This is a genomic window from Nautilia lithotrophica (assembly GCF_054656815.1).
Genome location: NZ_BAAHXN010000002.1, coordinates 495,724 through 520,361 on the forward strand (window position 1 = coordinate 495,724; position 24,638 = coordinate 520,361).

Here is a 24,638-nt window from a genome sequence, read left to right on the forward strand (position 1 = left end):
TAAAAAACATTTATAAAAATTAAGGAGTATAATGAGAGAATTTTTAAACGTGTTAAGAGTCCTTATTGCGGTAGATGTTGGTATTGTCGTTTTTTGTTATCTTGAAGACAATATGATATGGCTGTATAACACGCAAATAGCGTTTTTTAGCGTTTCTCTAATAATCTTAGGCAGTTTTATAGGATATTCCAATATGGTAAAAGCACAATTACAAAACGGGAATGTCGGGGAAGATATTTTGAAAAAATACGAAGATCCTTATAATCTTGATGACGAAGAGGATGAAATTCAACAAAAAGAACTTGAAAAATACAAAAAAAGAAAACTTAAATGGTATGAGGCGATTCTTTTTTATTTCAAAGGCGGTTTTAATTTTATTAGAATTTTTGGTTATGTTGCACTTATAGCTGGTTTTTTATGGCTTAGTAAAAACAATATATTTGATTATATAAGTTTTTTATTTGGTGTTAGCGTTGTTCCTGCCGTGGCGTTAATTTATTTATTTGTATCAAGAAAAAGATTTAATAAAACTGATTGACATATACTCAACTTTTCTGATATAATATATAAAAAAGAGGAGGGGAAGATGGGAAGAATATACGGAAAAGTTGAGAATATAGAAGATATCAGCAGAATTAACTGCTTAATACGTGATGAAATGCTTAAAGTTAATAGTGCCGCTGAACTTACTGATCTAAAAAAGAGAAGTGATTATTTATGCACACTTACATTTTCACCTTTTTGGAAAAAGAAATTCGGTGACGAGATCGAAAAGTTAAGAGATGTAGCTATAAAAGAAAATAGGGCGAGTGTAAAAACTGCAAATTATGTTTCTAAGTTTAAAGGGTTTAGTAAAGAATATGAGCCTTGGAAAAAAGAAATTAATATTGATGAAGAACTGAAAAAAATTCCTGAAGAAGTTGTTAAGGAACTCACTTCGTCTGTATTTACACTTCAAAACAGCGTAGAAATATTAGAAGATATAAGAAGCAATTTCTGTGAAATTAGAAAAGCAGCAGTATTATGTGAAGATGTAGAATGTTTGGATAAATTAAAAAGAGCCGTTGATATTATTTCTACACTGCCTTACTTGGAAAGCTTCAAAATACACTTTGATGAAGGTGTCCTTGCAGCAATAGATAAACTTATAAACACTGAAAAAGAAAGAAGTATTGAGCTCATAAACATTATTGCTCAGGTAAATGAATGGGATAGATATTATCAGTCAATTAATGAAAACGATTTTGAAACAACGCCTGAAGCATATCTTGATAAATTATTGATAGAAGAGGAAAAAGCAAGCACATATATTCCTACCGAAATGAAATATAAAGAAGGAGCGAGAGTATTGTGGCTTGTTTATTATCATCCTGTAAGAAAAAGAGAATATGCTAAAAGAATTTATTTTCCAAAAAACGCACAAAATATTTCAATAGAAGGTCCTGGGGAATATAAAAACAAATTCGGAAATAAAGTATGGGGCGTAAAAGTATCATATCAAATGGAAATTTCACCTACTACAATTCATGTAAGAGGAAAAGAGATTTATTTACCAAAAAGGGTAATTACCAAAACAAAAATTGTTGAAGTTCCTAAAAATGCTGAAAATATTCAAATATTAGAAGAAAAACCGCAAAGTGCGATGGATATCGCTTAATTCTTTGTGGTTTTATATGCAAAATATGCACTGAAAAAAGTAAAGTAAGTCATAATAGTCGTAATAGCTACAAGTAGAGGGATTATTATAAGACTCATATTAGGATGTGTAAGAATAAGCGGAAAAATATAAAACAGATAAGCAAACGATATTATAGAATAAATTATTCCTACCAATAAACTCCAAACAAAATAAATTCCTATATATTTTAAATTAAATGTGTTTACCCAGAATTTAAAATCTATAACGCTTGAGATTATACTTAAGAAGCTTTCTTTAAATGTTTCTTTACTTAAAGCTTCACCTAGTTTTCCTAAAAATATGTATGAATAAAACAGCAGATATACACTGAAAAAACCAAGCAGTATTTTTGTTATTAGAGTTGTTTTTGATACAGCTAATATAAAATCGTGAGGATTAGCCAAAATAAAAATAGAATTTGTAAATTTTAAAATAATTATAAAAAATGCGGCAAAAAATGTAATGATTAAAAATAAGCCAAGCATTATTCCCATAGCACTCGGGATAAAATGAAGCAAAAATGTGCTAAAAGGCTGCTTTTCAAGAGTTGCATAATATTCTTTGTCATTGTTTGTTATTTTAACGATATAAATTAATAATACCCCAATACTTAAATAAATAAGTTTTTCAAAAATAAATGAAACAATACTTATAACCGGGAATGCCTGTATAACAGATAATATTGAAACCAAAACAATTACAAGTAAAAATTTTTTTATTTCAGCTACTGTTAAAAACGTATATTTGAAAATATCTTTCATTGAAATCCTTTTTGGTAGAATTTTAACAAAAAAGGTCCGGTTTGTGTGCAATACTTGGAATATTAGATAATAATAACATAGAAAAATTTAAATATGCCTTAAATCTAATGACCCACAGAGGCTTTGATTATCAAAGAATAATACAGACTCCTTTTGGGATTTTCGGATTTAACAGGCTTGCAATCGAAAACAGGGATAAGAATATTCAGCCGTTATATAAAAATGGTGTTGTTGTAATGTTTAATGGCGAGATTTATAATTATAAAAAACTGATTGACGACTACCGGCTAAATGCGAATACAGAAGTTGAGGTTTTGTATGAGCTTTGGAGCAGATTCGGTGTTGAATTCGTAAAAAAACTCGATGGAATGTTTGCGATTGCCGTGTATGATAAAAAACTTTATCTTTTCAGGGATGAATTCGGTAAAAAACCTCTTTATTTTACCAAAAGCGGTATTTTTGCAAGCGAAATAAAAGCAATATTGCCTTTTGTTGAAAAAAATCTTAATTTCCATGCTTTAAGCGAATATCTGGCATACAATTCTTCAATTGCCCCGAATACCATTTATGAGGGAATTTATAAACTACCTGCGGGATGTTATTATGACGGGGATATTAAAAGGTGGCACGATTTTAATAGAATTGAGAATGTAGAATGGAGAATTGAGAATTGTATTATTGAAGTTGAAAAACTTTTAACAAGCTCTGTTGAAAAAAGACTTATGGGGGAGGTCGAGATAGGCTCATTATTGAGCGGCGGGGTTGACAGCAGTCTGATTGCGGCCATTATGTCAAGATACGGCAGGATTAAAACATTCAGTATAGGTTATGAAGGGTATGAAAATTATGACGAAAGAAGATATGCAAAATTAACAGCCGAATATATCGAAAGCGAACATTACGAAGTAAATTACACTAAAAAAGAGTTTTTTGACGAATTTGAAAATGTGCTTTTTTCAATGGACGAACCTGTAGCCGACAGCAGTTTTTTCCCCGCAAATTACCTTGCCAAAAACATACCTTTAAAAGTGGTATTAAGTGGTGAGGGAAGTGACGAGCTGTTTTTGGGATATAGAAGATATAATGAATATTTGGGTTTTTTTGATGCGTTTTTACCGAATAAAAAATGGCTGAAAAAATACCTTGAAAGATATCCCGAGGATATAAAGGAATGGGAAATATTCAGGCGGTTTTTTGCGGATGAAGTTGTATTTAGGGGAATCAATGAAACGTTTTTTCAAAGACAGATAAACAGAGCCCTTAAAAAAAACGCTCATGAAGTTGATTACAAGAGATTTGTGAAAGGATGGGGAAGTTTTGATTTTACCTATTTTGATCTAAAAGTGTGGGTAGGTGAAGTTTTGTTAATGAAACTTGATAAAATGTTTATGTCAAACAATATTGAGGCAAGAAGTCCTTTTTTGGACAGAGATTTGGTAAACTTCGTTTTTTCTCTGCCTGAAGAAATTAGAGGTAAAAATAAATGGATTGTAAAAGAAATAGCTAAAAAATACGTTCCTTTGGAAATAGTCAACCGCCGAAAGAAAGGTTTTGCGTTTCCGTTTTTGGAGTGGCTCAAAGAAGAGAATGAACTTCGTTTGATAATAGATGTTAATAGAAAAACGAAAATATTTAACGAAGAGTATTTAAAAGAAATAATTAAAACCGGGCATAAAAGGTATAAACAGCATCTTTGGACGCTTTATCTTTTCAGCAGGTTTTTAAAAAAGGAATTTTTATGAAATTTAAAATAAACAAATATTTAATTGATGATATCGAAAACAAAGACCATCCTAGTGACTTTGAATTAACAGGTGATTATTCGATATTAATTCTTAGACTTCCTTTTATAAATGAAGAAAATGTTGAAGTGGTTTCATATGCTTTTTTGATTAAAGAGAATAAAGTATATAAATATGACAGAAAAACAAAAGAGTTTGAACTTTTGGGGACGTTTGGTGATTTGTATGAATACCTTGATGTAAGAGTGGATAAAATCTTAGCCAAGATATCCAAACTTCATATAGCAATAGCTAAAATGGAAGATGATTTGTATGAAAATGATATGCCTGTGGATTTTTCAAACAGCTGGCTTAAATATAAAAAAGAGCTTGTATTGATTGAGAGGTTAATGGGTCATAGTCTTATAGCGTTTGAGAGATTTATGAAATATTACAAAAATAATTTGGATGAACTTGCATTTAAAGATTTGGCCGAACATATAGACAGGGCATTCAGGTTTTCTAAAAACGCAATAGAAAAACTTGATTATCTGTATGAGTTTTTTAAAGCAAAGCAGGATGAAAAAATGAATAATATAATGTTCATTTTGACAATTCTTTCTGCGATTTTCCTCCCACTTACCTTAATTACAGGGTTTTTCGGTATGAATACCGGAGGACTTCCTTTTACGCAGGATCCACAGGGAACGCTGAAAGCCATAGGACTTTCAGTGCTTTTTGAAGTGCCGTTTGTGTTTTTTATTTGGAAGCTTATGAAAAATTAATTTCTATAAAGCATATAAGGGTTTCTCTGATTGGTAGGCATTATATCCATATACTGGATGTTTACGTGAGGAGGAGTGTTTAGCACACATATAATTGCGTTTGCGATATCTTCAGCATTAAGTGGAGTGTATCCTTCATATACTTTTTTTGCCTTTTTCTTATCACCTTTGAACCTTACGTTTGAAAATTCCGTCTCAACCGCACCCGGTGCAATGTTTGATACTTTTATGTTTGTTCCGTATGCATCTATATTCATACTTTCGTTTAGGGAATGAAGAGCCGCTTTGGTAGCTGCATAAACATTTCCACCGGGATAAGGTGTTTTGCCTGCTACTGAGCCTAAGTTTACAATATGACCTTCGTTTCGTTCTTTCATGTGTTTAAATATAGGTTTTGTCACGTATAAAACACCTTTGATATTTGTGTCAATCATTGTTTCCCAGTCCTCAATATTCCCTTCATCAATTGGTTCTAGCCCTAAAGCAAGTCCAGCATTGTTTATAAGAATATCTATATGGGTAATCTGTAAAATTTGCTCTATGGTTTTAGTTACCGCTTCTTTGTCTTTTACATCTAATGTAAATGCAAGAGTCTGAACATCAAGGGTGTTTTTAAGTTCGTTTAGTTTTTTTTCGTCTCTTCCGGTTAGTATCAGATTTACACCCATGTCGTTTAGAGCTTTTGCAGTTGCTTTTCCTATTCCGGAAGTTGCACCTGTAATAAGAGCGATTTTTCCTTCTATGAAATTCATTGTATGCCTTTTTTAACGCATTATAACAAAAGAAAAATTTAATATTGTAGTTTATGATGTTATTGTTAAAATCACATTATCCGGAAGGTTACCAAAAGGATTTATTATTGCGAAAAAATAATAAAATTATTTAGTTTAAAAAAATATAAATTTTACATAGAACATGCTTAATTTTGAAAGAATAAGAATAAGATGAATACTCTAAATTATTATAAGAGGATAACTGATAAAAAATCCAAAATAATAAGATTATTATAAACTAAACCTGCCACAATATGACGCTAAAAAGTTATAATTGTATTAAAAAGGCAATATATGAGAACAAAAGAAACTTTAAACAATCTTCTTAAAATTCTCAATATTCTTTACAGCGGCGGATATGTAACTATTAAAGGACTTATGAATGATTACGGAATGAGTGAAAGGACTGCCAGCAGGTATTTGAACGAATATTTACCTGATGCAGGGTTTCCAATTGAAAAAGTCGGTAGAAAATTCAGACTTGCAAACAAAAATCCTGAAATAACGGGAGCGATTGAAGCAATTGAAAATTTTGCAAAAGAAGTGGGTTTTTATAATGATATTAAAGATTTTATTAAAACAATCAAACAAAACTCTTTATCAACATATATGAAACTTCATATTGAAAACATCGGAGATTATATTAAGGAAGTTAATTTAATAGAACACGCCATAAAACAAAAAAGAGTTATTAAATTTATTTATGATAACGGATACGAATATGAAGTAAAACCTCTTAAAATTGCAAACTTTGAAGGATATTGGTATCTTTTGGCACTTGATAGCAATAAATACAAAACTTTTCATCTAAAATCTATGAAAAATATAACTAAAACAGATAAAACTTTTGAAATTTCCCCTGCTTTTCTTGAAAAACTTGATAATGCAATAAATATATGGTTTGAGCCTGATAAAAAACCTTTTAGAGTTATCTTAAAAGCTGACGAGTGGGCAAGTAAATACTTAAAAAGAATCCCACTAAATCCAACGCAACGAGAAATAGAAACACTGCCTAATGGAGGAAGTGTTTTTGAAATAAAAATAACCCATGAAATGGAAATAAAAAGATTTATCAAAAGTTTCTTACCTCAAATTAAGGTAATTGAGCCAAAATGGCTTGATGAGGAATTAAAAGAAGATATAAAAGATTATTTAAAGAGTTAAATCCGCCATAATACGATATCAATACATATTATTCTTCTAAAATAAGGGGAGTAATGAAAATAGCTGTGGTTGGAAGTAAAAAATTTAACGTTAATGAAAAGTTTGAAGAGATAATGGATGAATTTTTGAAAGATTTTAAAGATGTAAAGTTTGTAAGTGGTAGTGCTGATAGAGCTGACATTTTGGCTCAAAAATATGCAAAAAAAACATTGAATTTCAATTAAAATGTATTATCCAAATTGGGAAAAAGGGACGAATCGAATATCGGTATTACGTTTTGGAAGGTAAAAGTAGAGACACTTAGTATTCTTTTAAATTTTCAAAAGAGTTGAATAAGGATTTGTGGATTTATAATTTTATGGAAGATAGGTTTTATAAATATGAAGAGTAATTCTGGTAGAATATTGGAAAATGAAAGGAGAGAGGATGAAAGATATAAAAAAAATTTGTAATTTTTTTAAAGAATATCAAAAAGAAAAAAACAAACAATTTGAAAGAGTGTGTAAATTTCTTAAAAAATTCAGAAGACAAAAAGAAGAAATGAGATTAAGAGGTTTTAACGATTTTAATTATATTGAACTTTTAAAGGGATTTGATGATGAAAATACACATTCAAAGATAATTGCCGAATTTTTAAATCCTGACGGCAATCATTATCAGGGAAAAATTTTTTTAGAAAATTTTTTTAAAATATTGGATATACCATTTAATATTGATAGATGGAATGTCACTACAGAAAGGTTTGTGGGAAATTGTATTGACAAGGGACAGGGAAGAATTGATATATATCTGACAAACGGTAAAAAACATATTATTTTAGAAAACAAGATTGAAGCAGGAGACCAAGAGGCTCAAATTTTCAAATATGTTGAGTGTTTGTATAAAGAAAACAAAGATGAGTTGAATCCAGATGATATTTTGGTCTTATATCTTACAAAAGACAAACATTTACCCTCAAAATATAGTTTAGATTATTATAAAATAAAAAACGGTTATTTAGACAAAAATGGTGAAAAAAAAGCAAAAATAAAATGTATTTCTTATGATGAAATTTTAATCTGGATGTATAAAAACCTCCAAGCGGTGGAGAATATCAGCAATTTAAGAGAAGCAATAACACAATATATAAAAGTTGTCAAAAAAGTTTTAAACAAGGAGGATGGAATAATGAATCTGAAAGATTATTTGCTAAAAGAAAAAAACAAGGACGTATTGATTACATTAGTTGAAAATAAAGAAGAATTTGATAACTATGTAAAAAACGATGAAGAATGTCAAAAAATTATTGAAGAGGAAAAATTAGATGAAGTTTTAGAAGAAATTTTTAAATTAATCAGAGTTGATATAATTGAATCAATAAAAAATTACATAACAAATAATTACGAATATTTAGAAGGTCACATTCCTTTTGGTGATTTTAATAAAATGGCATATATTCTATTTAAAAAAGAAAATTTAAAATATATCTATATGCTTACTACATATCAAAATTATTATAAACTTTATTTATGTAAATATATAAAAAACGAATGCGATAATTTACCTTGTATTTTTGAGTTATGTAAAAGCAAAAGCTGTTATACGTGTATTGACGATTCTCAAAACAGGTGTTTCGAAAAAAACTGGATTAATTCTTTTAATGATGATAATTATAAAAATTTATACATAGAATATTTAAAAAATAAAGAGAAATGTCTTGAAAAAATAATAAACGAAATAACGAATAAAATAGATATATTAGAAAACAAAAATTAACCCGCCACAATAGAGCAGGAAAAATATTATTATTCCCTCAAAAAAGGGGGAATAATGAAATCTTTTATCCTTCCAGTTCCTAAAACCCCTTCAAAAATTGATTATCATTACTTTTGCGAATGTGGAAGTGAGTTTGTTTCAAATAATGGTAATGAAATATGTAAATGCGGAAATAGTAGATTTTATGATTATGATGATATAAAAAATTATAATGTCAATTTACTCGAAATTGAGAAAATTAAAAACGGATATGTTGCATTTTTTGAGTATCCTGTATTCAGAGGAAACATTAAAATTGAAAGAAAAGTTATTTTTAAATATGAGGATTTTTTGAAATTTGAAGATTTGTCAGGAGATGCTAAAAACAAAGATGATTTAATAGCCGAATTTGTAAAGCTTGTAATGATTAGAGAAAACAAATGGAAAAAATATTATTTTCTTTTGGAGAGAATGAAAATAAACGCTTTTGTTTTACTTTTAATAATCCATAAAGACCCGGAAATGGCACTATGGAGTTATGTAGATATTGAAAAAATACATAAATTAAGTGTAAAAGAATTTTTAGAGAAATTTTTAACAGACAAACCTAAATCAATTAAAAAAGCAGTGTTTTACAGATATAAAAAGTTAATTAAAAAGTGGAAATATAATTACTATTTTGATTTGCTTGTGTTTAATGCGATAGATGATGTGAATTTACAAAGAGAACTGATTAAAAAAGCTACAAATTTAAATACCGTTTTTTATTCAAATGATGAGGAAATTTTAGAGTTTGCAAAGTTTTTAAAAAACAATTTTACTCAAAGAAAAATTTACAACTTTTTACAAAAAACCATAAAATCAAAAAATTTAAGTGAATATATTTCTCTTTTTAGAGATAAAGAAATAACGATAATAGATAAAAAGAGTATTGAAAATACATTGTTAAAAACAACTGATGAAATTGAATATGTTTATAAATTTAATAGAAAATATCAATTTAAAAATTTTATTTTTGAACTACCAAAAACTTCATTTGATTTAGTTAGATATTCATTTGAGCTGAAAAACTGCCTTGAATCCTATATTAAAATCCATAACAATAAATCATTGATTTTTGGCGTTTACGAAGAAAACAGACTAAAATACGCAATAGAACTCGATATTACAAGCAAAAAACTTATTCAGGCACGAGGTTTTGCAAATTCAAGGGTAAATAATAAGGATTATAAAGTGATTGTTGATTTTGTAAATGAATTTAAGGAAGCTATATGAAAATAAGTGAAATAATAGATATTAAAAACAAAAACGATATAAATTTAGACATTAATGATTTGGATACGGTTTTTTCACATGAAGGATTTGCATATGTAAAAACGATTAATTGCAAACAAATAGATGAATGTGTAGAAAAAATTAAAAAATTCAGATTTAATCCGAAAGGTGTAATTGTAAAATTTAAAATCAGCGATGATTTATCACTCATTGAGATTGAAAAATTTATGAATTTTATTTATGAAATATCAGATGAGGATGCGGATATAATATTTGGAAGTGAAACAACTGAAAATGAAGAAATAGAAATTAATCTGATTTTTACCGGAATAAATTTAAAGGATTAAGAATGGCAAGAACTATGATGACTATATGTGAATACATTATAAATGTTAGAAAAAAAGACACGATTTATATTGTATTCAACGAAGTTTACAATAAAGTATTGACAAAGAGAAAAAAGTTAAACGATATGTTCGAACTAATTGATAAAAAAAATGTTGACTACAAAACAAGAGAAGAGTTTTTAAAGTTTATGAAAGAGAATTTGCCTAATGTTAAACTAACTGAAGTAGGAGATTATTTACCTCTTGAGATTTTAATTTTTCCATATCTTGGAACTATTGCTATTGATGTGGATATTAACTCAAAAGAGTATGAAATTATTACTGAAAAATGGGGAAATCTTTTTGGTGAGGATTTTATTAACGATACAACTTTGCTTTGGGTTATGAAGTATATAGATGCATTAGAAATATGGGAAGAGAGAAAGAAAACATGGGAAGAAATGTAATTTGAATATGTAAAACATATAAACAAAAAATATTTGATTTAATTATGAAAAATTAAAAAAAAGGATAGAAAATGAATGTATTTACTAAAGAATTTGAATGTCTTTTAAATTTTATAGGTTGGGGTGACCCTATAAATGGATTATGGACAATTGGTATTGAAGAAGGTGGTGAGTGGTGTAAAAATGATATTAAGGAGGTAAAAAAAGAGATAAAGTCAAAATTATGCCAATCTTTTATTGAAGAAGAAGGTTCTAATTTAAATTGGCCTGTTGCAAATGGTTGTGCAAAAATAGGGTGTAAGCTGTCTGCGAATTGTAACAATTGGACTGAATATAGAGATAATATTTTATGGAAAAAAAACAGCAAAATATTTAATGGTAATATATATCCGCTTGGTCGAAAAACAATATATAAAAATTTTCCTAAATGTTATGAAGAATTATTTGGAATAACCGAAAATAATTTAAATACTTACATAGAGACTGTTAAAACAATCAGATTTCCTTTAATAAGAAAATTGAAAAAACAATATGCCCCAAAAGCAATTATATGTTTTGGAAAAACATATTGGGATGAGTTTATGGAAGTTTTTGAACTTAAGAATAAAAATTTTAAAAACAAAGAACATTTTAAAATATTTGAAAATGAAAGAATAATATTGATACCTCATTTCAGTAGAGGACATATGTCTGACGAAAACATTGAAAGTTTAGTTGAAATATTAAGAAGTTGGGATGTTAAATTACCTTAATAAAAAAATTAAAAATAATTATAAATTATTGCAAGGAATTTAAAATGGCTATTTCATTTGTTTTACAGGATAGTCATATTTATTATTTAATTTATTTGGATAAGTGTTATGTAAACGTTAACACTTTTGAAAAAAGAGAAAATAGATTTTATGAGATGGAAAATGAAAATGTATATAAATTGGTAAATTACTTTGAAGATATAGCGTATACCAAAAGATACTCACGAAAAATTTTAGATTTGAAGGTTTCATTGTTAACCTTTAATGTATCAAAAGAAGCAAAAGAGAAATTGGGTGAGCGGTTTTGCACTCATTTTATAAGGGATTATGATTTACATTTTTTATATCAGGATATTTACGCAAAACATTTTATTCTAAACTGGAATGCAATAGAGAAAAAAGAAAAAAACTTTATCATTCAGCCAAAACTCTTCCCGTTTTATATAAGTTATCTTGATGTAATGATAGATGAAAATTATGATATATATCATAAAAATCAAAGAATTACACCAAAAGAAGTTAATGAATTGGAAAAAGAGTATAAAAAAACTCTTATTCCGATTATTAAGAACAAGAATAAAATTTATAATGCTTTAATGAATGATTTAAAAAAGAAATATTACAAAACAAAAAGCTTTATCAAAAATATGAATTTGTGGGATTATAACTTAATGGGGCATATTGAATTTTTTAATATAGCAGGCGATGTTATATTTGAAGATTGGATACTTTTTGAGAATTTTGATTTAAGCCCTTGCAGTTTAAAAATTTACGAGCTTGATATTGAAGTTAATCATATTTTATGGAGGCTTATTGACGCTTACGGGTTAAGAATAGTAACTGCAAAACTTGATGTTTGGAGTGAAGTTAAAACAGATTTGCAAAAAAGTTTTAGAATTTAACAAAACCCGCCACAATAGAAATTTAAACTTCTTATAATTTTCAAGGCAAAGGAAGTTCCTTAAATTTGGAACAGCTACAGATACTTCCCGCCGGGGCTAAAAGAGGTTATTTTAGGGTGTTTTTACCTCTCAGCTCCTTAATACACTTAAAGGAAAAATATGAATTTTCAGGAATTTTCGTATAAGAGATACAAAAAATTCGTATATGACAATGGAAGAAATGAAAATTTTGAAGATTTATATCCGTTTGTTATTAAAAATATCGATAAATTTTCCAAAGAAAGTTTAATTTCAATAAAAGAAATTTTAAATAGTGAAATTACAAAAGCCAGAACTTCAAAAACCTTTTCAACTTTTAAAATAGTTAAAAATACTCCAGATGAAATTAGAGCATTTAAGCAAATATTGCATTATGTTTCCACATACGGATTTAATCTACAAGGAGAGGATGTTTATATTGATAATCCCTATTTTAAAGAAATTGAAAAAGAAGCTATATTTATTGAGAGTATATCAATAGAAGAATTTAATAAAAGAGTGATTAAAGATTTATATACAACTTTACAATGGAGCAATGAAGAAATTGAATTTATAAAAAATTATATCTCAAATCTTGATATAGACATTACTTCAATTCCTTCAAAAGAAATAAAATATATTTTATACAAACATTTATCGATAATTCCGAAAAATATTGATGAATTTTTTGGATTTTTAAATTATATAGCAACCAATAAAACATTGTTTGTTAAAAACGATGAAACCATTGAAAGTTTTAAAATTAATCAAAAGAAAATTATAAAATATATTCATTCATATATAGAAAAATACGGAATTATTCCGCTTTGCGAGAATTTCAACCGATTTAAAACACTATTTCTTGCCGTTAAAGAATCAAATAAAAAACTTATAAATAAAATCTCAAAATTCAGTAAAAAGTATCATAAACCATATAAACTGCCTGATTATTTATTAATTACAGAGAGTATTAAAAAAAACAATTTTGACATGATTAAATTTTTAAAAATTATTGAAAATATGGATATAAGCTATTTAACGAAACTTTATAATGCCGTTAATTATAGAATATACTTAATTGAAAACAACATCGGTTATGGATTTTACAAAATTAGAAACGGCAAAATTTTTATACAAAAAGAAGATTTCGGCAATATTGAGAAATATTTAGAAGTTAAAAACATTTTGTTAAATAGAATCAAGGAAAAAGTTTTATTGAAAATAGAAGAAAAAAAGTTTAGCCTGGATTTTGACAAAATAAAAGACTATGCAGTACCTGTCAGTGGTAAGCAGTTTTTAGGCGATGTGCCATTTGGCACTAAAATTTCCGGATTTAATGTTGTTGGAGTATATTGGCATAATGTTGTTGGAGAAAGTATTGATTTGGATTTTAGCGCTACAAACGAAAAGCAAAAAATAGGCTGGAATAGTGAATGGAAAGAGGAAAACATAATTTTCAGTGGAGATATGACGGATGCTAAAAACGGAGCAAGCGAGAGTTTTTATATAACAAGCGGAATTTATAGCTTTAAAATAAACTATTTTTCTACTCGCACAGTAAAAGTTGATTATACTTTGTGGTTTGGAAAATTGAAAAATGTTACGAATGAAAGAGATTTGCCAAATACAAGTATGATAGATAATTTGGTATTTAAAACAAATGATTATTTAGACAGTTTTACCACTCACAAAACTATTGGCTTATATATAAATGGTGATTTTTACATTGGTAATTTTTCACTGCCAGATAGTCTAATATCTTTTAAAGATGATAAAAATATTTTAAAATCTCTTGAAGCATATTATAAAACAACACTGAAAATCAAAGATTTGAATCTATCGCTTAAATATCCGATAAAAGAATCAACAAAAGATAGACTTATTTTTCTTTTTTCATAAAGCAGTCATAATAGAACATTTAAATGATAAATATATAAGAAGGTATAAAATGCATACTCTAATTCCACTAAATATCAAAACAATATATTCGGAAACTGATTCTATTATTTCTATCCCTCTTTTGGTTAAAAGAGTGAGTCAGCTTAGATTTGAAGCGCTTGGAATGGCTGATTTTGACAATATTTATAAAATAAATATTATATATTTCTTATTATATTAAAAAATAGGAAAATTTTTTAATATTGATACTAATAAAATAGAGTATTTTATGAATAGTATTCTTGGGAAAAATTTTTTAAAAACTCTAATATACAATGTATTGAAATTTATATAAATAATAAAGATTCAAATAAGTTTGTTAAACTAAAACAAAAAAACTTAAAATTAAACTTACATAAAAAGAGGAATTACATTTATTTATCAATCAAATTTTGGATTTAGTTTATATTAAAGGTAAAAGACATATACTTTTTTTCAAAGAAACAAATAATTTAATTTCAAAAATCAGGCAAATGTTTTTGATTTGTAAAAAGATGATGATTTTTAAAAATACTTGAATACATTTTTCAAACATTTAATGGTGATAATAAACTTATTATAAAAGTTGGATAGAAAATGTGTTTATTGAATATAAGAAGTAAAAGCTTTAAAATTATTATGGGTTTTAATATAAAATTTAGTGTCTGTCACTAAATCTTAAATGGTGGAGATGTGGGGAATCGAACCCCAGTCCAGAAGCAGATTACCCTAAGCGTCTACACGCTTAGTCCGTTGATTATACTGCTCTTCCAGGCTCAGCGGACAAAGCCTTATTGGAAGAGAGGGGTGCTTTGGTTTCGGAAGTTTTCCCGCACCCGGTGGAAAACCTCCTATCCGCACTTTACTCTCTCTCCAAGGCGGCGGAAGACCTTGTTGGAGAGAGGCGCCCTAACTACTAACGATTAAGCAGCAGCTCTAGCTACTGCTGGGCTGTAATTTGTATTATTTGCTGCGTTTATTTTTTTTGGGCCGTTTTAGCGCTTACCCAGGCGCGCGTGCAGCTTAGGGCTTTCTACCCCTGTCGAAATCCATGTCATCCCCGGAAGGGCTTCATTGAAGCCTATCCGCGAATGACCTGTGTAATAATATCAAATTTTCCTTAAAAAATCAAGTAAAACTTAAGGTTTTTTTAAGGAAAGCGTAATTTTATTAATGAATTATAAAATATTTTTTTGACAAATAATGTCGTATTTAAAGATGGGAAAGGGATTAGGGATATTCCCGATTGTTATGAATTGATTTCTTCTTTGATGATTTTGGCTATTTTTGATATTTTTTTAAGTTTTTCCGAATTATTTATATCTTCAAGAAGCACTTTTATAAATGCGCTTCCCACAATTACGCCATCAACTCCCTGGGCTTTTTGGCGGGCTGTTTTTTCGTTTACACCAAAACCTATATATAGAGGTGTGTCAGTGATTTCTTTTATAGTGTTTATAATTTCGCTCAAGTCTTCTTGTTTGTCTGCACCGGTAATACCAGCATATGCTACCATATATATAAATTCTTTCGGGTTTTTTAAAATTTTTCGAATCCTTTCTTTTGAATCAGTAGGAGCTACAAAAGAAATTAGCGGAAATTTTTCTTTATATTCAACGGCTTCTTCATAAGGAAGATCCGGAATAATGAACCCTTTAACACCGGAATTTTTTGCTTTTTCCACCATAAAATCATACCCTTTGTGGTAGAAATTGTTAAAATATCCCATCCAGTAAGTATCGATATCTTTTGCAACGTTTTCACTTACTTCAAAAACATCGTTTAATCTAAAGCCTCTCTCAAGGGCTCTTTTGTTTGCTTCCTGAATAATAGGTCCATCTGCCACCGGGTCTGAAAACGGAATACCAAGTTCTATAGCGTCGCTTCCGGCTTCTTTTAATGTCCAAATCAAATCATTGGTAAAATTTTTATCAGGATAACCTGTTGTTACGTATGAAATTAATTTTTTCATCGTTTTCCTTTGGTATAATTAAGTTAGTGAAATTATACCAAAGGATGGTAATGAAAAATACTTTGAAAACATTGTATAAAAAAGACAAACTAACTATGATTACCGCATATGATGCGCTTTTTGCAAAAATTTTTGATGATATTGCAGATATTATTTTAATTGGAGACAGTCTTAATATGAGTTTTTTTGGAGAAAGCGATACTTTAAATGCTACTATCGATCAGATGATATATCATACAAAAGCAGTATGTAACGGCGCAAAAAAAGCTTATATAGTTTGCGATATGCCGTTTGGAAGTTATGTGACACCGGAAATCGCACTTGAAAATGCCGTAAGAATTTATAAAGAAACGAAAGCCGATGCGGTAAAACTTGAAGGCGGTGTTGAGAAGGCAGACCACATTAAATTACTAACAGACAACGCAATAGCGGTGGTGGGACATATCGGTCTTATGCCGCAGTTCAGCAGAAGCGAAGGCGGTTATATAGTAAAAGGAAAAGACGAAAATTCAAGAAAAAAACTGCTTGAAGACGCTAAAGCCGTGGAAGAAGCGGGTGCAGTTTTGCTTGTAATTGAAGGTGTAAAAGAAGATGTGGCACGTGAGATTACCGAGAGTGTAAATATTCCGACTATAGGAATCGGAGCGGGAAGATATACGACGGGACAGGTGCTTGTATGGAGTGATATGCTTGGATTTTTTGAAGAGTTCAAACCTAAATTTGTCCGCAGGTATTTAAACGGAGCCGAGCTTGTAAGGGAAGCTGTTAAAAAATACGTAAATGATGTAAATAACGGGAAATTCCCGGGTGAAGAGGAAATTTATTAATGAGAATTGTTGAAGTTGAAAAAGTAAGTTTTGACGAGGCTTATGAAAAATCTTTAAGACCTCAGAATTTAGATGAATATATTGGTCAGGAGCAGATTAAAAAAAACCTGAAAGTTTTTATCCAGGCCGCCAAAAAAAGAGGTGAATCGCTTGATCATATACTTTTTTTCGGACCCCCTGGGCTTGGAAAAACAACTCTTGCAAATATAATTGCAAGTGAAATGGGAAGCAATCTTAAAACCATTTCGGCGCCAATGCTTGAAAAATCCGGAGATTTGGCTGCTATTCTTACAAACCTGGAAGACGGGGATATTTTATTTATAGATGAAATTCACCGCCTTAAAGCTTCAATTGAAGAGGTGCTATATTCCGCAATGGAAGATTTTAGACTTGATATAGTTATAGGAAGCGGACCGGCGGCACAAACTATAAAGCTTGATGTTGCGAAGTTTACACTTATAGGTGCCACTACAAGGGCTGGAATGCTTTCCAATCCTCTTCGTGACAGATTTGGTATGAGTTTTAGGCTTAATTTTTACAATACGTTTGAACTTGCCGAAATAATAAGGCTTGCAAGTAAAAAACTTAATAAAGAAATAGAACCAAATGCCGCGGAAGAAATAGCTAAACGCTCACGTGGAACACCAAGAATCGCACTGAGGCTTCTTAAAAGAGTGAGGGATTTCGCAGAAATTGAAGATGAGAAAAAAATTTCACACAAAACAACAAAATACGCACTTGATGAGCTCGGAATAAATGAACACGGATTTGACGAACTGGATATTAAGTTTTTAACGCTTCTGGCGGATGCAAAAAAACCTCTTGGTCTTTCAACAATAGCGGCGGCGTTAAGTGAAGATGAAGGGACTATAGAAGATGTAATCGAACCTTTTTTGATAGCCAACGGATTTGTGGAAAAAACACCAAAAGGCAGAATGGCTACCCGTAAAGCGTATGAGATATTAAGATTTCCGGCCGGAAGTCTTTTTTAAGGAAAAAGGATGAAATTTTTAACTTTTTTAACACTGGTAGTCGGATATTTTGTATATCTTACCTATAAGCCTTATCTTTTGGATATTGCGATAGCCTCTCTTATGGCTATTGCATTTGGAAAAGTAGGCGTTATTGTTAGTAATAAAATAAAAAACAAATATTTATCATCTACCATTGTTACATTATTATTTGCGCTTTTAATTTTTGGGCCTATTTTATATTTTGTAATAACGGCAGGAAAATTTATTTCACATATTGATATAGAAGATATAAAAAATATAATCGTAAAGGCACAGGATTTATTGCAGTATCTTCCGGGGTTTGTAGCTAATAAAGCCCAGGAATATATAAATCCGGATAACATTGCCCAAATTTATAATACAATTGTGCCTATAATAGGAACATTGACCGCAAAAAGCGCCGTGTTTATAAAAGATGCCTTTTTAATTGTTGTGTTTTTCTTTTTTGCGACTTTATATGGCAAAGAGATTATGGAATTTTTTAAGAATGTAATTCCTTTGGAAGAAAGACAATTGGAAAAACTTTTTTTTGGAACAAGCGAAGTGATGAGTGTAGTTTTTTATTCAACCGTTTTTACAGCTATTCTTGAAGGAATACTTTTTGGAATAATTGCTTCGGTTTATGGTTTTAATTTCTTTTTCTTTACTATAATGTATGCCTTTTCTTCTTTGATTCCGGTAATTGGAGGGGTTATAATGTGGGGCCCTGTCAGTTTGTATTTATATTCTATAGGTAACACGACGGGTGCTATAGTTGTCGCTGTTTATTCTATTATAATGATATCAATTATAGCTGATACGTTTATAAAACCTATTATAATAGAGTTTGTCAAAAAAACATTTGAGGCTGATACGGAACTTAATTCTCTTCTTATTTTCTTCTCTATTGTGGCTGGGCTTTCATCATTCGGGCTTTGGGGAATCATTATTGGACCAGCGGTTACGGCAATGTTTATATCAATATTACGATTTTATGAGAAGATTTAGTCAGATTAACTCAAGTTTTTTAAAAAATACAATTAAAAAACTTGACATATTCTTTATAATATTGTATAATCACATTGTCAAAAAACAAAAAAGAGTGCCAAAATGAAAGAAAAAGTTGAGTTAGTATTAAATGAATTAATACAGGTTTACTTAATGAAAAGTAAACCGCTTAGCTCAACTAAATTAAAAGAAATAGCAAATTTGCCGTTTTCTGCTTCAAGTATAAGAAGTTATTTAAAAGAACTTGAAGAGTATGACCTGGTTGTAAAAGAACATTTTTCCAGCGGGTCATATCCGAGTGTCAAAGCTATGAAATCATTTTGGCAGGATAGTCTGAAAAACAGGACTATCAATGACAAAATTGACTTAGAAGAAAAAGCCAAAGAATTAGATATATATATTATGATAGAGATGTTTGAAAATCAGTTGCTTGTTGATGTATATAACCTTAATAATAAATTTATTGTTTTGGAATTTGAAAAAGATGAGGTCGTTTTTAAATATGACCATAATTTATATACTCTTTTTAGTTCCGTAAAAGGTATTTTATTAGACGAACTTAGAAAATATCTTTTACATATAGGACTTAAAAAAGAGTATGACAAAATAAAACATCTTTATAAATACAAAACATATAATAGAAAATTTATATATAAAGAAAATATTGCAAGTCACACTTTTGAAAATTATGAATTTAACAAATTTCCTAAAGGTGTCAGTTTTCTAAATAATTATTTGATTATGAAAACTTTACAAAATGAGGAAAATTTATATAAACATGTCCTTATTATAGGGGATGTTTATACTGATTTCTTTGAAATTACCAAACCCGTGAAAGGAGGGGAATAAATGAGCAAAAAAAAGCACCATGAAAAACAGCATGAAGAAAAAAATGAAAATCAGGTTGATATAGAAGCTCTTCAAAAACAAAATGAAGAACTTCAAGCAAAACTTGACGAAGCTTTAAGAGCATACGCAAAATGTGAAAATGACAAAAAGCTTCTTCAAAAAGAAGCGGATAATGCAATAGAGTATGCATATGAAAAATTTGCAAAAGATCTGTTGCCGGTTGTTGATTCTTTAGAGCTTGCGATAGCCCATGCAGGTGATATTGAAAATAAAGCAGAAGCATTTGACAAACTGCTTGAAGGTGTTGAGCTAACACTTAAAAAAATGCTTGACACGTTCAAAAATCATGGAATTGAACCTGTGGAACATAATGAATTTAACCCTGAAATTCATCAGGCAATTCAACAGGTTAGCAGTGAAGAACATGAAGAGGGTCAAATAGTTGACATCTACCAAAAAGGTTATACTTTAAAAGGTAGAGTTATCAGACCTTCAATGGTTACAATTAATAAAAAATAATAAATTTTAAGGAGGAAATAATGGGAAAAGTTATAGGAATTGACTTAGGAACAACAAACTCAGCAATGGCGTATTATGATGGAAAAGACGCAAAAATTATTCCTAATAAAGAAGGTAGAAACACTACTCCATCAGTAGTTGCTTTTACTGATAAAGGTGAAATTTTAGTAGGTGAACCTGCTAAAAGACAGGCAATTACAAACCCTGAAAGAACAATCTATTCTGTAAAAAGAATTATGGGTATGATGTGTAATGAGCAAAAAGCTCAGGAAGCTAAAAAACATGTTCAATATAAAATTGTAGATAAAAACGGAGCATGTGCCGTAGAAGTTGATGGAAAAGTATATACTCCACAAGAAATTTCAGCAAAAATTTTAATGAAACTTAAAAAAGACGCTGAAGAGTTCTTTGGTGAAGAAGTAACCGAAGCTGTTATTACAGTGCCAGCATATTTCAACGACAGCCAAAGAAAAGCAACTCAAGAAGCAGGTAAAATTGCAGGATTAAATGTCCTAAGAATTATTAACGAACCGACTGCAGCGGCATTAGCTTACGGACTTGACAAAAAAGGTGAAGAAAAAATCTTAGTTTACGACCTTGGTGGGGGAACATTTGACGTAACAGTTCTGGAAATTGGTGATGGAACATTCCAGGTATTAGCAACTGACGGAAACGCATTCCTTGGAGGGGACGACTTTGATAATAGAATCGTTGACTGGTTGATTAGTGAATTTAAAGCAGAAACTGGAATAGATCTAAGCCAGGATAAAATGGCTCTTCAAAGATTAAAAGATGCAGCTGAAACAGCTAAAAAAGAATTGTCAACAAAAGATGAAACAGAAATCAACTTGCCGTTTATTACAGCTGATGCAAGCGGACCAAAACACCTTGTTAAAAAATTAACAAGAGCTAAATTTGAAGCAATGATTGATGATTTGTTACAAGAAACATTAAAACATATTGACACTGCATTAAACGATGCGGGACTTAGCAAAGACGAAATCGATGAAATCGTAATGGTTGGTGGTTCAACAAGAATACCAAAAGTTCAAGAACTTGTAAGTAATTACTTTAATGGTAAAAAATTAAATAAATCAGTTAATCCAGATGAAGTTGTGGCACTTGGTGCGGCAATTCAAGCAGGGGTATTAAAAGGTGACGTAAAAGACGTTCTATTACTGGACGTAACACCGCTTAGTCTTGGTATTGAAACACTTGGTGGGGTTATGACTAAAATTATCGAAAAAGGAACAACAATTCCTGTTAAAAAATCACAAATATTCAGCACAGCTGAAGACAATCAAACAGCGGTTACAATTCATGTATTGCAAGGTGAAGCGGAACTTGCTAAAGATAACAAATCACTTGGACAATTTAACCTTGAAGGAATTCCACCAGCACCAAGAGGAGTGCCTCAAATCGAAGTTACATTTGACATCGATGCAAACGGAGTTCTTAATGTAAGCGCTAAAGATAAAACAAGCGGAAAAGAACAAAAAATTACAATTACAGGAAGCTCAACTCTAAGCGAAGAAGAGATTGAAAGAATGATCAGAGAAGCTGAAGAAGCAAACAGAAAAGAAAAAGCTAGAATCGAAGCTATTAAAGCTAGAAACGAGCTTGATGCTGTAGCATATCAGGCTGAGAAATTCATAAACGACAATAAAGATAAACTTGGAGATGTTAGCGCACTTGAAGCTAAAATCAAAGAAGCAAAAGAGCTTATTGAACAGCAAAGTGAAGATAAAGCTAAAATTGACAGCCTTAAAAATGAAATTACAGCTGAAATGCAAAAAGTTGCACAAAATATGCAGCAAAACGCAGGTTCTCAGCAAAATACTCAAAACGATCAAAACAAAGGCGGTGACGACGACGTTATCGATGCAGAAGTGGAGTAATCCACTTCTTCCTTTTTTATTAACTTTATTATATGGTGTCTGGCACTTATATTTTTGTTCTTAATATTCTTTTATAGTTTTGATCCGTATTATTATTTAAATGTAATATGAGTATAGAAATAGAACAATTTATATGTTAAGCCAAATAAAAGATCCGCTTGAATATTCGTATTTTTTATTGTTTTTTAATTGTAATTTCAAATGGGACCGAATCTTTTATATGCAGATCCTGCTGAGGGAAAGGAATGCTTATTCCGGCTTTATTTAACGCTTGATATATTACTTTTAGAAATTCGCTTCTTGTCCTTCTTGGACGTCTTGCATATTCGCCTTTTACCCATACGAATAATTCAAAATTAAGACTACTATCAGCCATTTCCATAAAAACCACAAGCGGTGTGACATCAAGTGTAGGATGTTTTTTAATAAACGGCAAATGTGAATTGTTAATTGCACCTAATACAACTTTTTCTACTTTGTCTATATCAGTTCCGTATGCTACGCCAAAAGGCACTCTGAATCTGACGATATCATCGCCAAGTGTCCAATTGATTACATTATTTTGAATAAATGACTGATTAGGGATTATTAAGTTTATGTTGTCATTTGTTCTGATTATTGTAGAACGCATTGAAATATCTACAACTTCTCCTCTTGTATCCTGGTCTATTTGTATGTAGTCTCCAACTTTTATCGTTCTTTCAAACATCAAAATTATGCCGCTTACGAAATTGCTTACGACATTCTGTAATCCAAAACCTATTCCAACGGATAGTGCACCGGCAATTATTGCAAGAGAACTTAAATCAAGCCCCACAACTTTTAACGCTATTAAAAATGATAAAGTTAAAATCGTGTAATAACCCATATTGGCTAGTAAAGTTGCAGTTGAATAAGAAATATTTTTTTTATGTCTTAGTTTGTAAATAAGGTATTTGTAATATTTGCCTATAAACCATCCAATTACCAACACTAATATAAAAATTGCAAAATTAAGAGGGGTAATTGTTCTGTTTCCGACTTTAAAAATAGGGTAATTTATGATGTTTATGGTTTTTTGAGTAAATATTTCAAGTTCTTTTTTTGCTCCGTAAACAAATACTTTAGCGCCAAAAGCAAACTTTTCAAAATCAATTACTATTTGGTTCGTTGAGTTATAAAAATTGGCATCAATTTTTTTTGCATAATCCAAAAGTTTATCGTCGGTTTTGAAAGCGTTTTTGTCTTTTTCTTTAATTTCATTTAACCAGATTATCAGTTGGTTTTTAAATAAATTTTTATAAATTTCTTTTCTTTGTTCAAGTGTTAAATTTATAAGACTTTGTGTTATATCAATGTTTGATTTGTCATTTAAGAGTAGCCATTTTTGAAGGTTTATTTTTAGTTTTTCAAGTTTTTGTTGGTTGTTTAATAATTGTTTTTGAATAGAGGTTATATTTTTTTTGGCGCTTTTTATATTAAAAGTTATTAAACTTAATTGTTTAAAAAGTTTTTTTTCAAAAATATTGAAATGGTTGTTTAAAAAATCCAGTGTATTGTTTTGAATATCGAGTAATTTTTGAAAATAGATTAATTGGATTTTGGAAATAGGGTCATTTTGATTTTGTAAAATAGATATTTTGTCTTGCAATTCGCTAATGCTTTTTGGAAGAGTGTTCATTAATGTCAATAAGTCAATTAATCTGTAAATTGAATTTATATATTCTTCTTCATTTAACGGGTTGAGATTTATTTCAGGCTGTTTAAATTTTAACGTGTTTATTTTTAAAATTAAGATTTTAGCAAATGAATAGTTTGGCGAATTTTTAGGAATCTCTTTGATAATATCGTTTAATGATGAAGCATAAATATTTATTGTAAATAATAAAATAAATAACAATCTCAAATTATATCCTTAATTTTTTTGTAAGGTAGTGTTTGAATCTTTTATATAAAATTCTTTAGTGTCTATTGTATCATTACCTTCTACTATACTTACTCTCCATTTTCCAGTAAAAAAAGGTCTGATTGTAATGTTGGAATACGTTCTCCATCTAACCCCTGCGAAAATCGGAAGCTGAATATCTGCATAAAGTTTCCATACGCCGTTTACTTCTTTTTCCCAAACAAAATCAATTAATGAATTTTCTTCAATGTCTGTAAAATATGCAAATGCATACACTTTTTTGTCTTTTGTTGTAAAAACATTTGTAATTTCTACCGGTGTTAAATTTTGAACATCTTTACATGTTACAAATTCCTTTACATCGTATCCGAATAAGCTGATAAATAAAACAAAAATCAATAAAACTTTTTTCATT

Annotated in this window: 25 protein-coding genes and 1 other RNA gene; 20 read left to right on the top strand and 6 right to left on the bottom strand. The window is 29.6% G+C overall.

Going from position 1 to position 24,638, the window contains the following annotated elements:
• Nucleotides 1-31 precede the first annotated feature (31 nt).
• Together ACYQ19_RS07170 and ACYQ19_RS07175 are read left to right on the top strand one after the other, a co-directional pair.
• Nucleotides 32-538, top strand: coding sequence for a hypothetical protein (locus ACYQ19_RS07170; protein WP_459978750.1), 507 nt, complete (start codon nucleotides 32-34; stop codon nucleotides 536-538).
• Between the two features lie 48 nt (nucleotides 539-586).
• On the top strand, nucleotides 587-1,657 hold the full coding sequence (locus tag ACYQ19_RS07175; protein ID WP_459978751.1) for a hypothetical protein: 1,071 nt from the start codon (nucleotides 587-589) through the stop codon (nucleotides 1,655-1,657).
• Here ACYQ19_RS07175 and ACYQ19_RS07180 read toward each other — a convergent pair.
• Nucleotides 1,654-2,439, bottom strand: coding sequence for a hypothetical protein (locus ACYQ19_RS07180; RefSeq protein WP_459978752.1), 786 nt, complete (start codon nucleotides 2,437-2,439; stop codon nucleotides 1,654-1,656). The genes ACYQ19_RS07175 and ACYQ19_RS07180 overlap by 4 nt on opposite strands.
• A 41-nt stretch (nucleotides 2,440-2,480) precedes the next feature.
• Here ACYQ19_RS07180 and asnB point away from each other — a divergent pair, with 41 nt between their 5' ends.
• Nucleotides 2,481-4,181 (top strand): asparagine synthase (glutamine-hydrolyzing), encoded by a 1,701-nt coding sequence (gene asnB / locus ACYQ19_RS07185; protein ID WP_459978753.1) that lies wholly within the window; start codon nucleotides 2,481-2,483, stop codon nucleotides 4,179-4,181.
• On the top strand, nucleotides 4,178-4,945 hold the full coding sequence (locus tag ACYQ19_RS07190) for a magnesium transporter CorA family protein (RefSeq protein ID WP_459978754.1): 768 nt from the start codon (nucleotides 4,178-4,180) through the stop codon (nucleotides 4,943-4,945). The genes asnB and ACYQ19_RS07190 overlap by 4 nt, the downstream gene beginning before the upstream one ends.
• On the opposite strand, the gene ACYQ19_RS07195 is transcribed toward ACYQ19_RS07190, so the two are convergent.
• The gene (locus tag ACYQ19_RS07195) at nucleotides 4,942-5,697 is read right to left on the bottom strand and encodes an SDR family NAD(P)-dependent oxidoreductase (protein ID WP_459978755.1); all 756 of its coding nucleotides are present in this window, start codon (nucleotides 5,695-5,697) and stop codon (nucleotides 4,942-4,944) included. The two genes, ACYQ19_RS07190 and ACYQ19_RS07195, sit on opposite strands and share 4 nt — an antisense overlap.
• Before the next feature lie 315 nt (nucleotides 5,698-6,012).
• Here ACYQ19_RS07195 and ACYQ19_RS07200 point away from each other — a divergent pair, with 315 nt between their 5' ends.
• The 10 genes from ACYQ19_RS07200 to ACYQ19_RS07245 all read left to right on the top strand — a co-directional run bounded on the left by ACYQ19_RS07200 (nucleotide 6,013) and on the right by ACYQ19_RS07245 (nucleotide 14,475).
• Nucleotides 6,013-6,882, top strand: coding sequence for a helix-turn-helix transcriptional regulator (locus ACYQ19_RS07200; RefSeq protein WP_459978756.1), 870 nt, complete (start codon nucleotides 6,013-6,015; stop codon nucleotides 6,880-6,882).
• A 53-nt stretch (nucleotides 6,883-6,935) separates the two neighbouring features.
• Nucleotides 6,936-7,106, top strand: coding sequence for a hypothetical protein (locus tag ACYQ19_RS07205; RefSeq protein ID WP_459978757.1), 171 nt, complete (start codon nucleotides 6,936-6,938; stop codon nucleotides 7,104-7,106).
• A gap of 202 nt (nucleotides 7,107-7,308) precedes the next feature.
• A complete protein-coding gene (locus ACYQ19_RS07210; RefSeq protein ID WP_459978758.1) occupies nucleotides 7,309-8,637 on the top strand; it encodes a PDDEXK-like family protein in 1,329 nt (442 codons plus the stop codon).
• A 54-nt stretch (nucleotides 8,638-8,691) separates the two neighbouring features.
• A complete protein-coding gene (locus ACYQ19_RS07215; protein ID WP_459978759.1) occupies nucleotides 8,692-9,891 on the top strand; it encodes a PcfJ domain-containing protein in 1,200 nt (399 codons plus the stop codon).
• On the top strand, nucleotides 9,888-10,238 hold the full coding sequence (locus ACYQ19_RS07220) for an FtsZ/tubulin family protein (protein ID WP_459978760.1): 351 nt from the start codon (nucleotides 9,888-9,890) through the stop codon (nucleotides 10,236-10,238). Before ACYQ19_RS07215 ends, ACYQ19_RS07220 begins: the two co-directional genes overlap by 4 nt.
• Nucleotides 10,239-10,240: 2 nt before the next feature.
• Entirely contained in the window at nucleotides 10,241-10,684 is a 444-nt protein-coding gene (locus tag ACYQ19_RS07225; protein WP_459978761.1) for a hypothetical protein, read from the top strand.
• Nucleotides 10,685-10,755: 71 nt separating this feature from the next.
• Nucleotides 10,756-11,436, top strand: a complete 681-nt coding sequence (locus tag ACYQ19_RS07230; RefSeq protein ID WP_459978762.1) for a hypothetical protein — start codon at nucleotides 10,756-10,758, stop codon at nucleotides 11,434-11,436.
• A 44-nt stretch (nucleotides 11,437-11,480) separates the two neighbouring features.
• Complete coding sequence (locus ACYQ19_RS07235) at nucleotides 11,481-12,338, top strand: hypothetical protein (RefSeq protein ID WP_459978763.1); 858 nt, start codon at nucleotides 11,481-11,483, stop codon at nucleotides 12,336-12,338.
• Nucleotides 12,339-12,497: 159 nt separating this feature from the next.
• Nucleotides 12,498-14,255 carry a hypothetical protein gene (locus ACYQ19_RS07240; protein WP_459978764.1) on the top strand — a complete coding sequence of 586 codons (1,758 nt, stop codon included), beginning with the start codon at nucleotides 12,498-12,500 and terminating at the stop codon, nucleotides 14,253-14,255.
• Nucleotides 14,256-14,304: 49 nt separating this feature from the next.
• The gene (locus ACYQ19_RS07245; protein ID WP_459978765.1) at nucleotides 14,305-14,475 is read left to right on the top strand and encodes a hypothetical protein; all 171 of its coding nucleotides are present in this window, start codon (nucleotides 14,305-14,307) and stop codon (nucleotides 14,473-14,475) included.
• Between the two features lie 481 nt (nucleotides 14,476-14,956).
• On the opposite strand, the gene ssrA is transcribed toward ACYQ19_RS07245, so the two are convergent.
• Both ssrA and trpA read right to left on the bottom strand, forming a co-directional pair.
• Nucleotides 14,957-15,335: a transfer-messenger RNA gene (ssrA, locus tag ACYQ19_RS07250) on the bottom strand.
• Between the two features lie 187 nt (nucleotides 15,336-15,522).
• Entirely contained in the window at nucleotides 15,523-16,245 is a 723-nt protein-coding gene (trpA, locus tag ACYQ19_RS07255) for a tryptophan synthase subunit alpha (protein ID WP_459978766.1), read from the bottom strand.
• A gap of 50 nt (nucleotides 16,246-16,295) precedes the next feature.
• Here trpA and panB point away from each other — a divergent pair, with 50 nt between their 5' ends.
• The 6 genes from panB to dnaK all read left to right on the top strand — a co-directional run bounded on the left by panB (nucleotide 16,296) and on the right by dnaK (nucleotide 22,338).
• A complete protein-coding gene (gene panB, locus ACYQ19_RS07260) occupies nucleotides 16,296-17,072 on the top strand; it encodes a 3-methyl-2-oxobutanoate hydroxymethyltransferase (RefSeq protein ID WP_459978767.1) in 777 nt (258 codons plus the stop codon).
• Nucleotides 17,072-18,064, top strand: coding sequence for a Holliday junction branch migration DNA helicase RuvB (gene ruvB / locus ACYQ19_RS07265; protein WP_459978768.1), 993 nt, complete (start codon nucleotides 17,072-17,074; stop codon nucleotides 18,062-18,064). The genes panB and ruvB overlap by 1 nt, the downstream gene beginning before the upstream one ends.
• Before the next feature lie 9 nt (nucleotides 18,065-18,073).
• Nucleotides 18,074-19,072 carry an AI-2E family transporter gene (locus ACYQ19_RS07270; protein ID WP_459978769.1) on the top strand — a complete coding sequence of 333 codons (999 nt, stop codon included), beginning with the start codon at nucleotides 18,074-18,076 and terminating at the stop codon, nucleotides 19,070-19,072.
• Between the two features lie 102 nt (nucleotides 19,073-19,174).
• On the top strand, nucleotides 19,175-19,921 hold the full coding sequence (locus ACYQ19_RS07275) for a hypothetical protein (protein WP_459978770.1): 747 nt from the start codon (nucleotides 19,175-19,177) through the stop codon (nucleotides 19,919-19,921).
• Nucleotides 19,922-20,440, top strand: coding sequence for a nucleotide exchange factor GrpE (locus ACYQ19_RS07280; RefSeq protein WP_459978771.1), 519 nt, complete (start codon nucleotides 19,922-19,924; stop codon nucleotides 20,438-20,440).
• A gap of 20 nt (nucleotides 20,441-20,460) precedes the next feature.
• A complete protein-coding gene (dnaK, locus tag ACYQ19_RS07285) occupies nucleotides 20,461-22,338 on the top strand; it encodes a molecular chaperone DnaK (RefSeq protein WP_459978772.1) in 1,878 nt (625 codons plus the stop codon).
• Nucleotides 22,339-22,513: 175 nt separating this feature from the next.
• Here the strand turns inward: dnaK and ACYQ19_RS07290 are convergent, their stop codons facing one another.
• Together ACYQ19_RS07290 and ACYQ19_RS07295 are read right to left on the bottom strand one after the other, a co-directional pair.
• Entirely contained in the window at nucleotides 22,514-24,223 is a 1,710-nt protein-coding gene (locus ACYQ19_RS07290) for a mechanosensitive ion channel family protein (RefSeq protein ID WP_459978773.1), read from the bottom strand.
• A 9-nt stretch (nucleotides 24,224-24,232) separates the two neighbouring features.
• Nucleotides 24,233-24,637 carry a DUF2914 domain-containing protein gene (locus tag ACYQ19_RS07295; protein WP_459978774.1) on the bottom strand — a complete coding sequence of 135 codons (405 nt, stop codon included), beginning with the start codon at nucleotides 24,635-24,637 and terminating at the stop codon, nucleotides 24,233-24,235.
• Nucleotide 24,638: the final 1 nt, after the last annotated feature.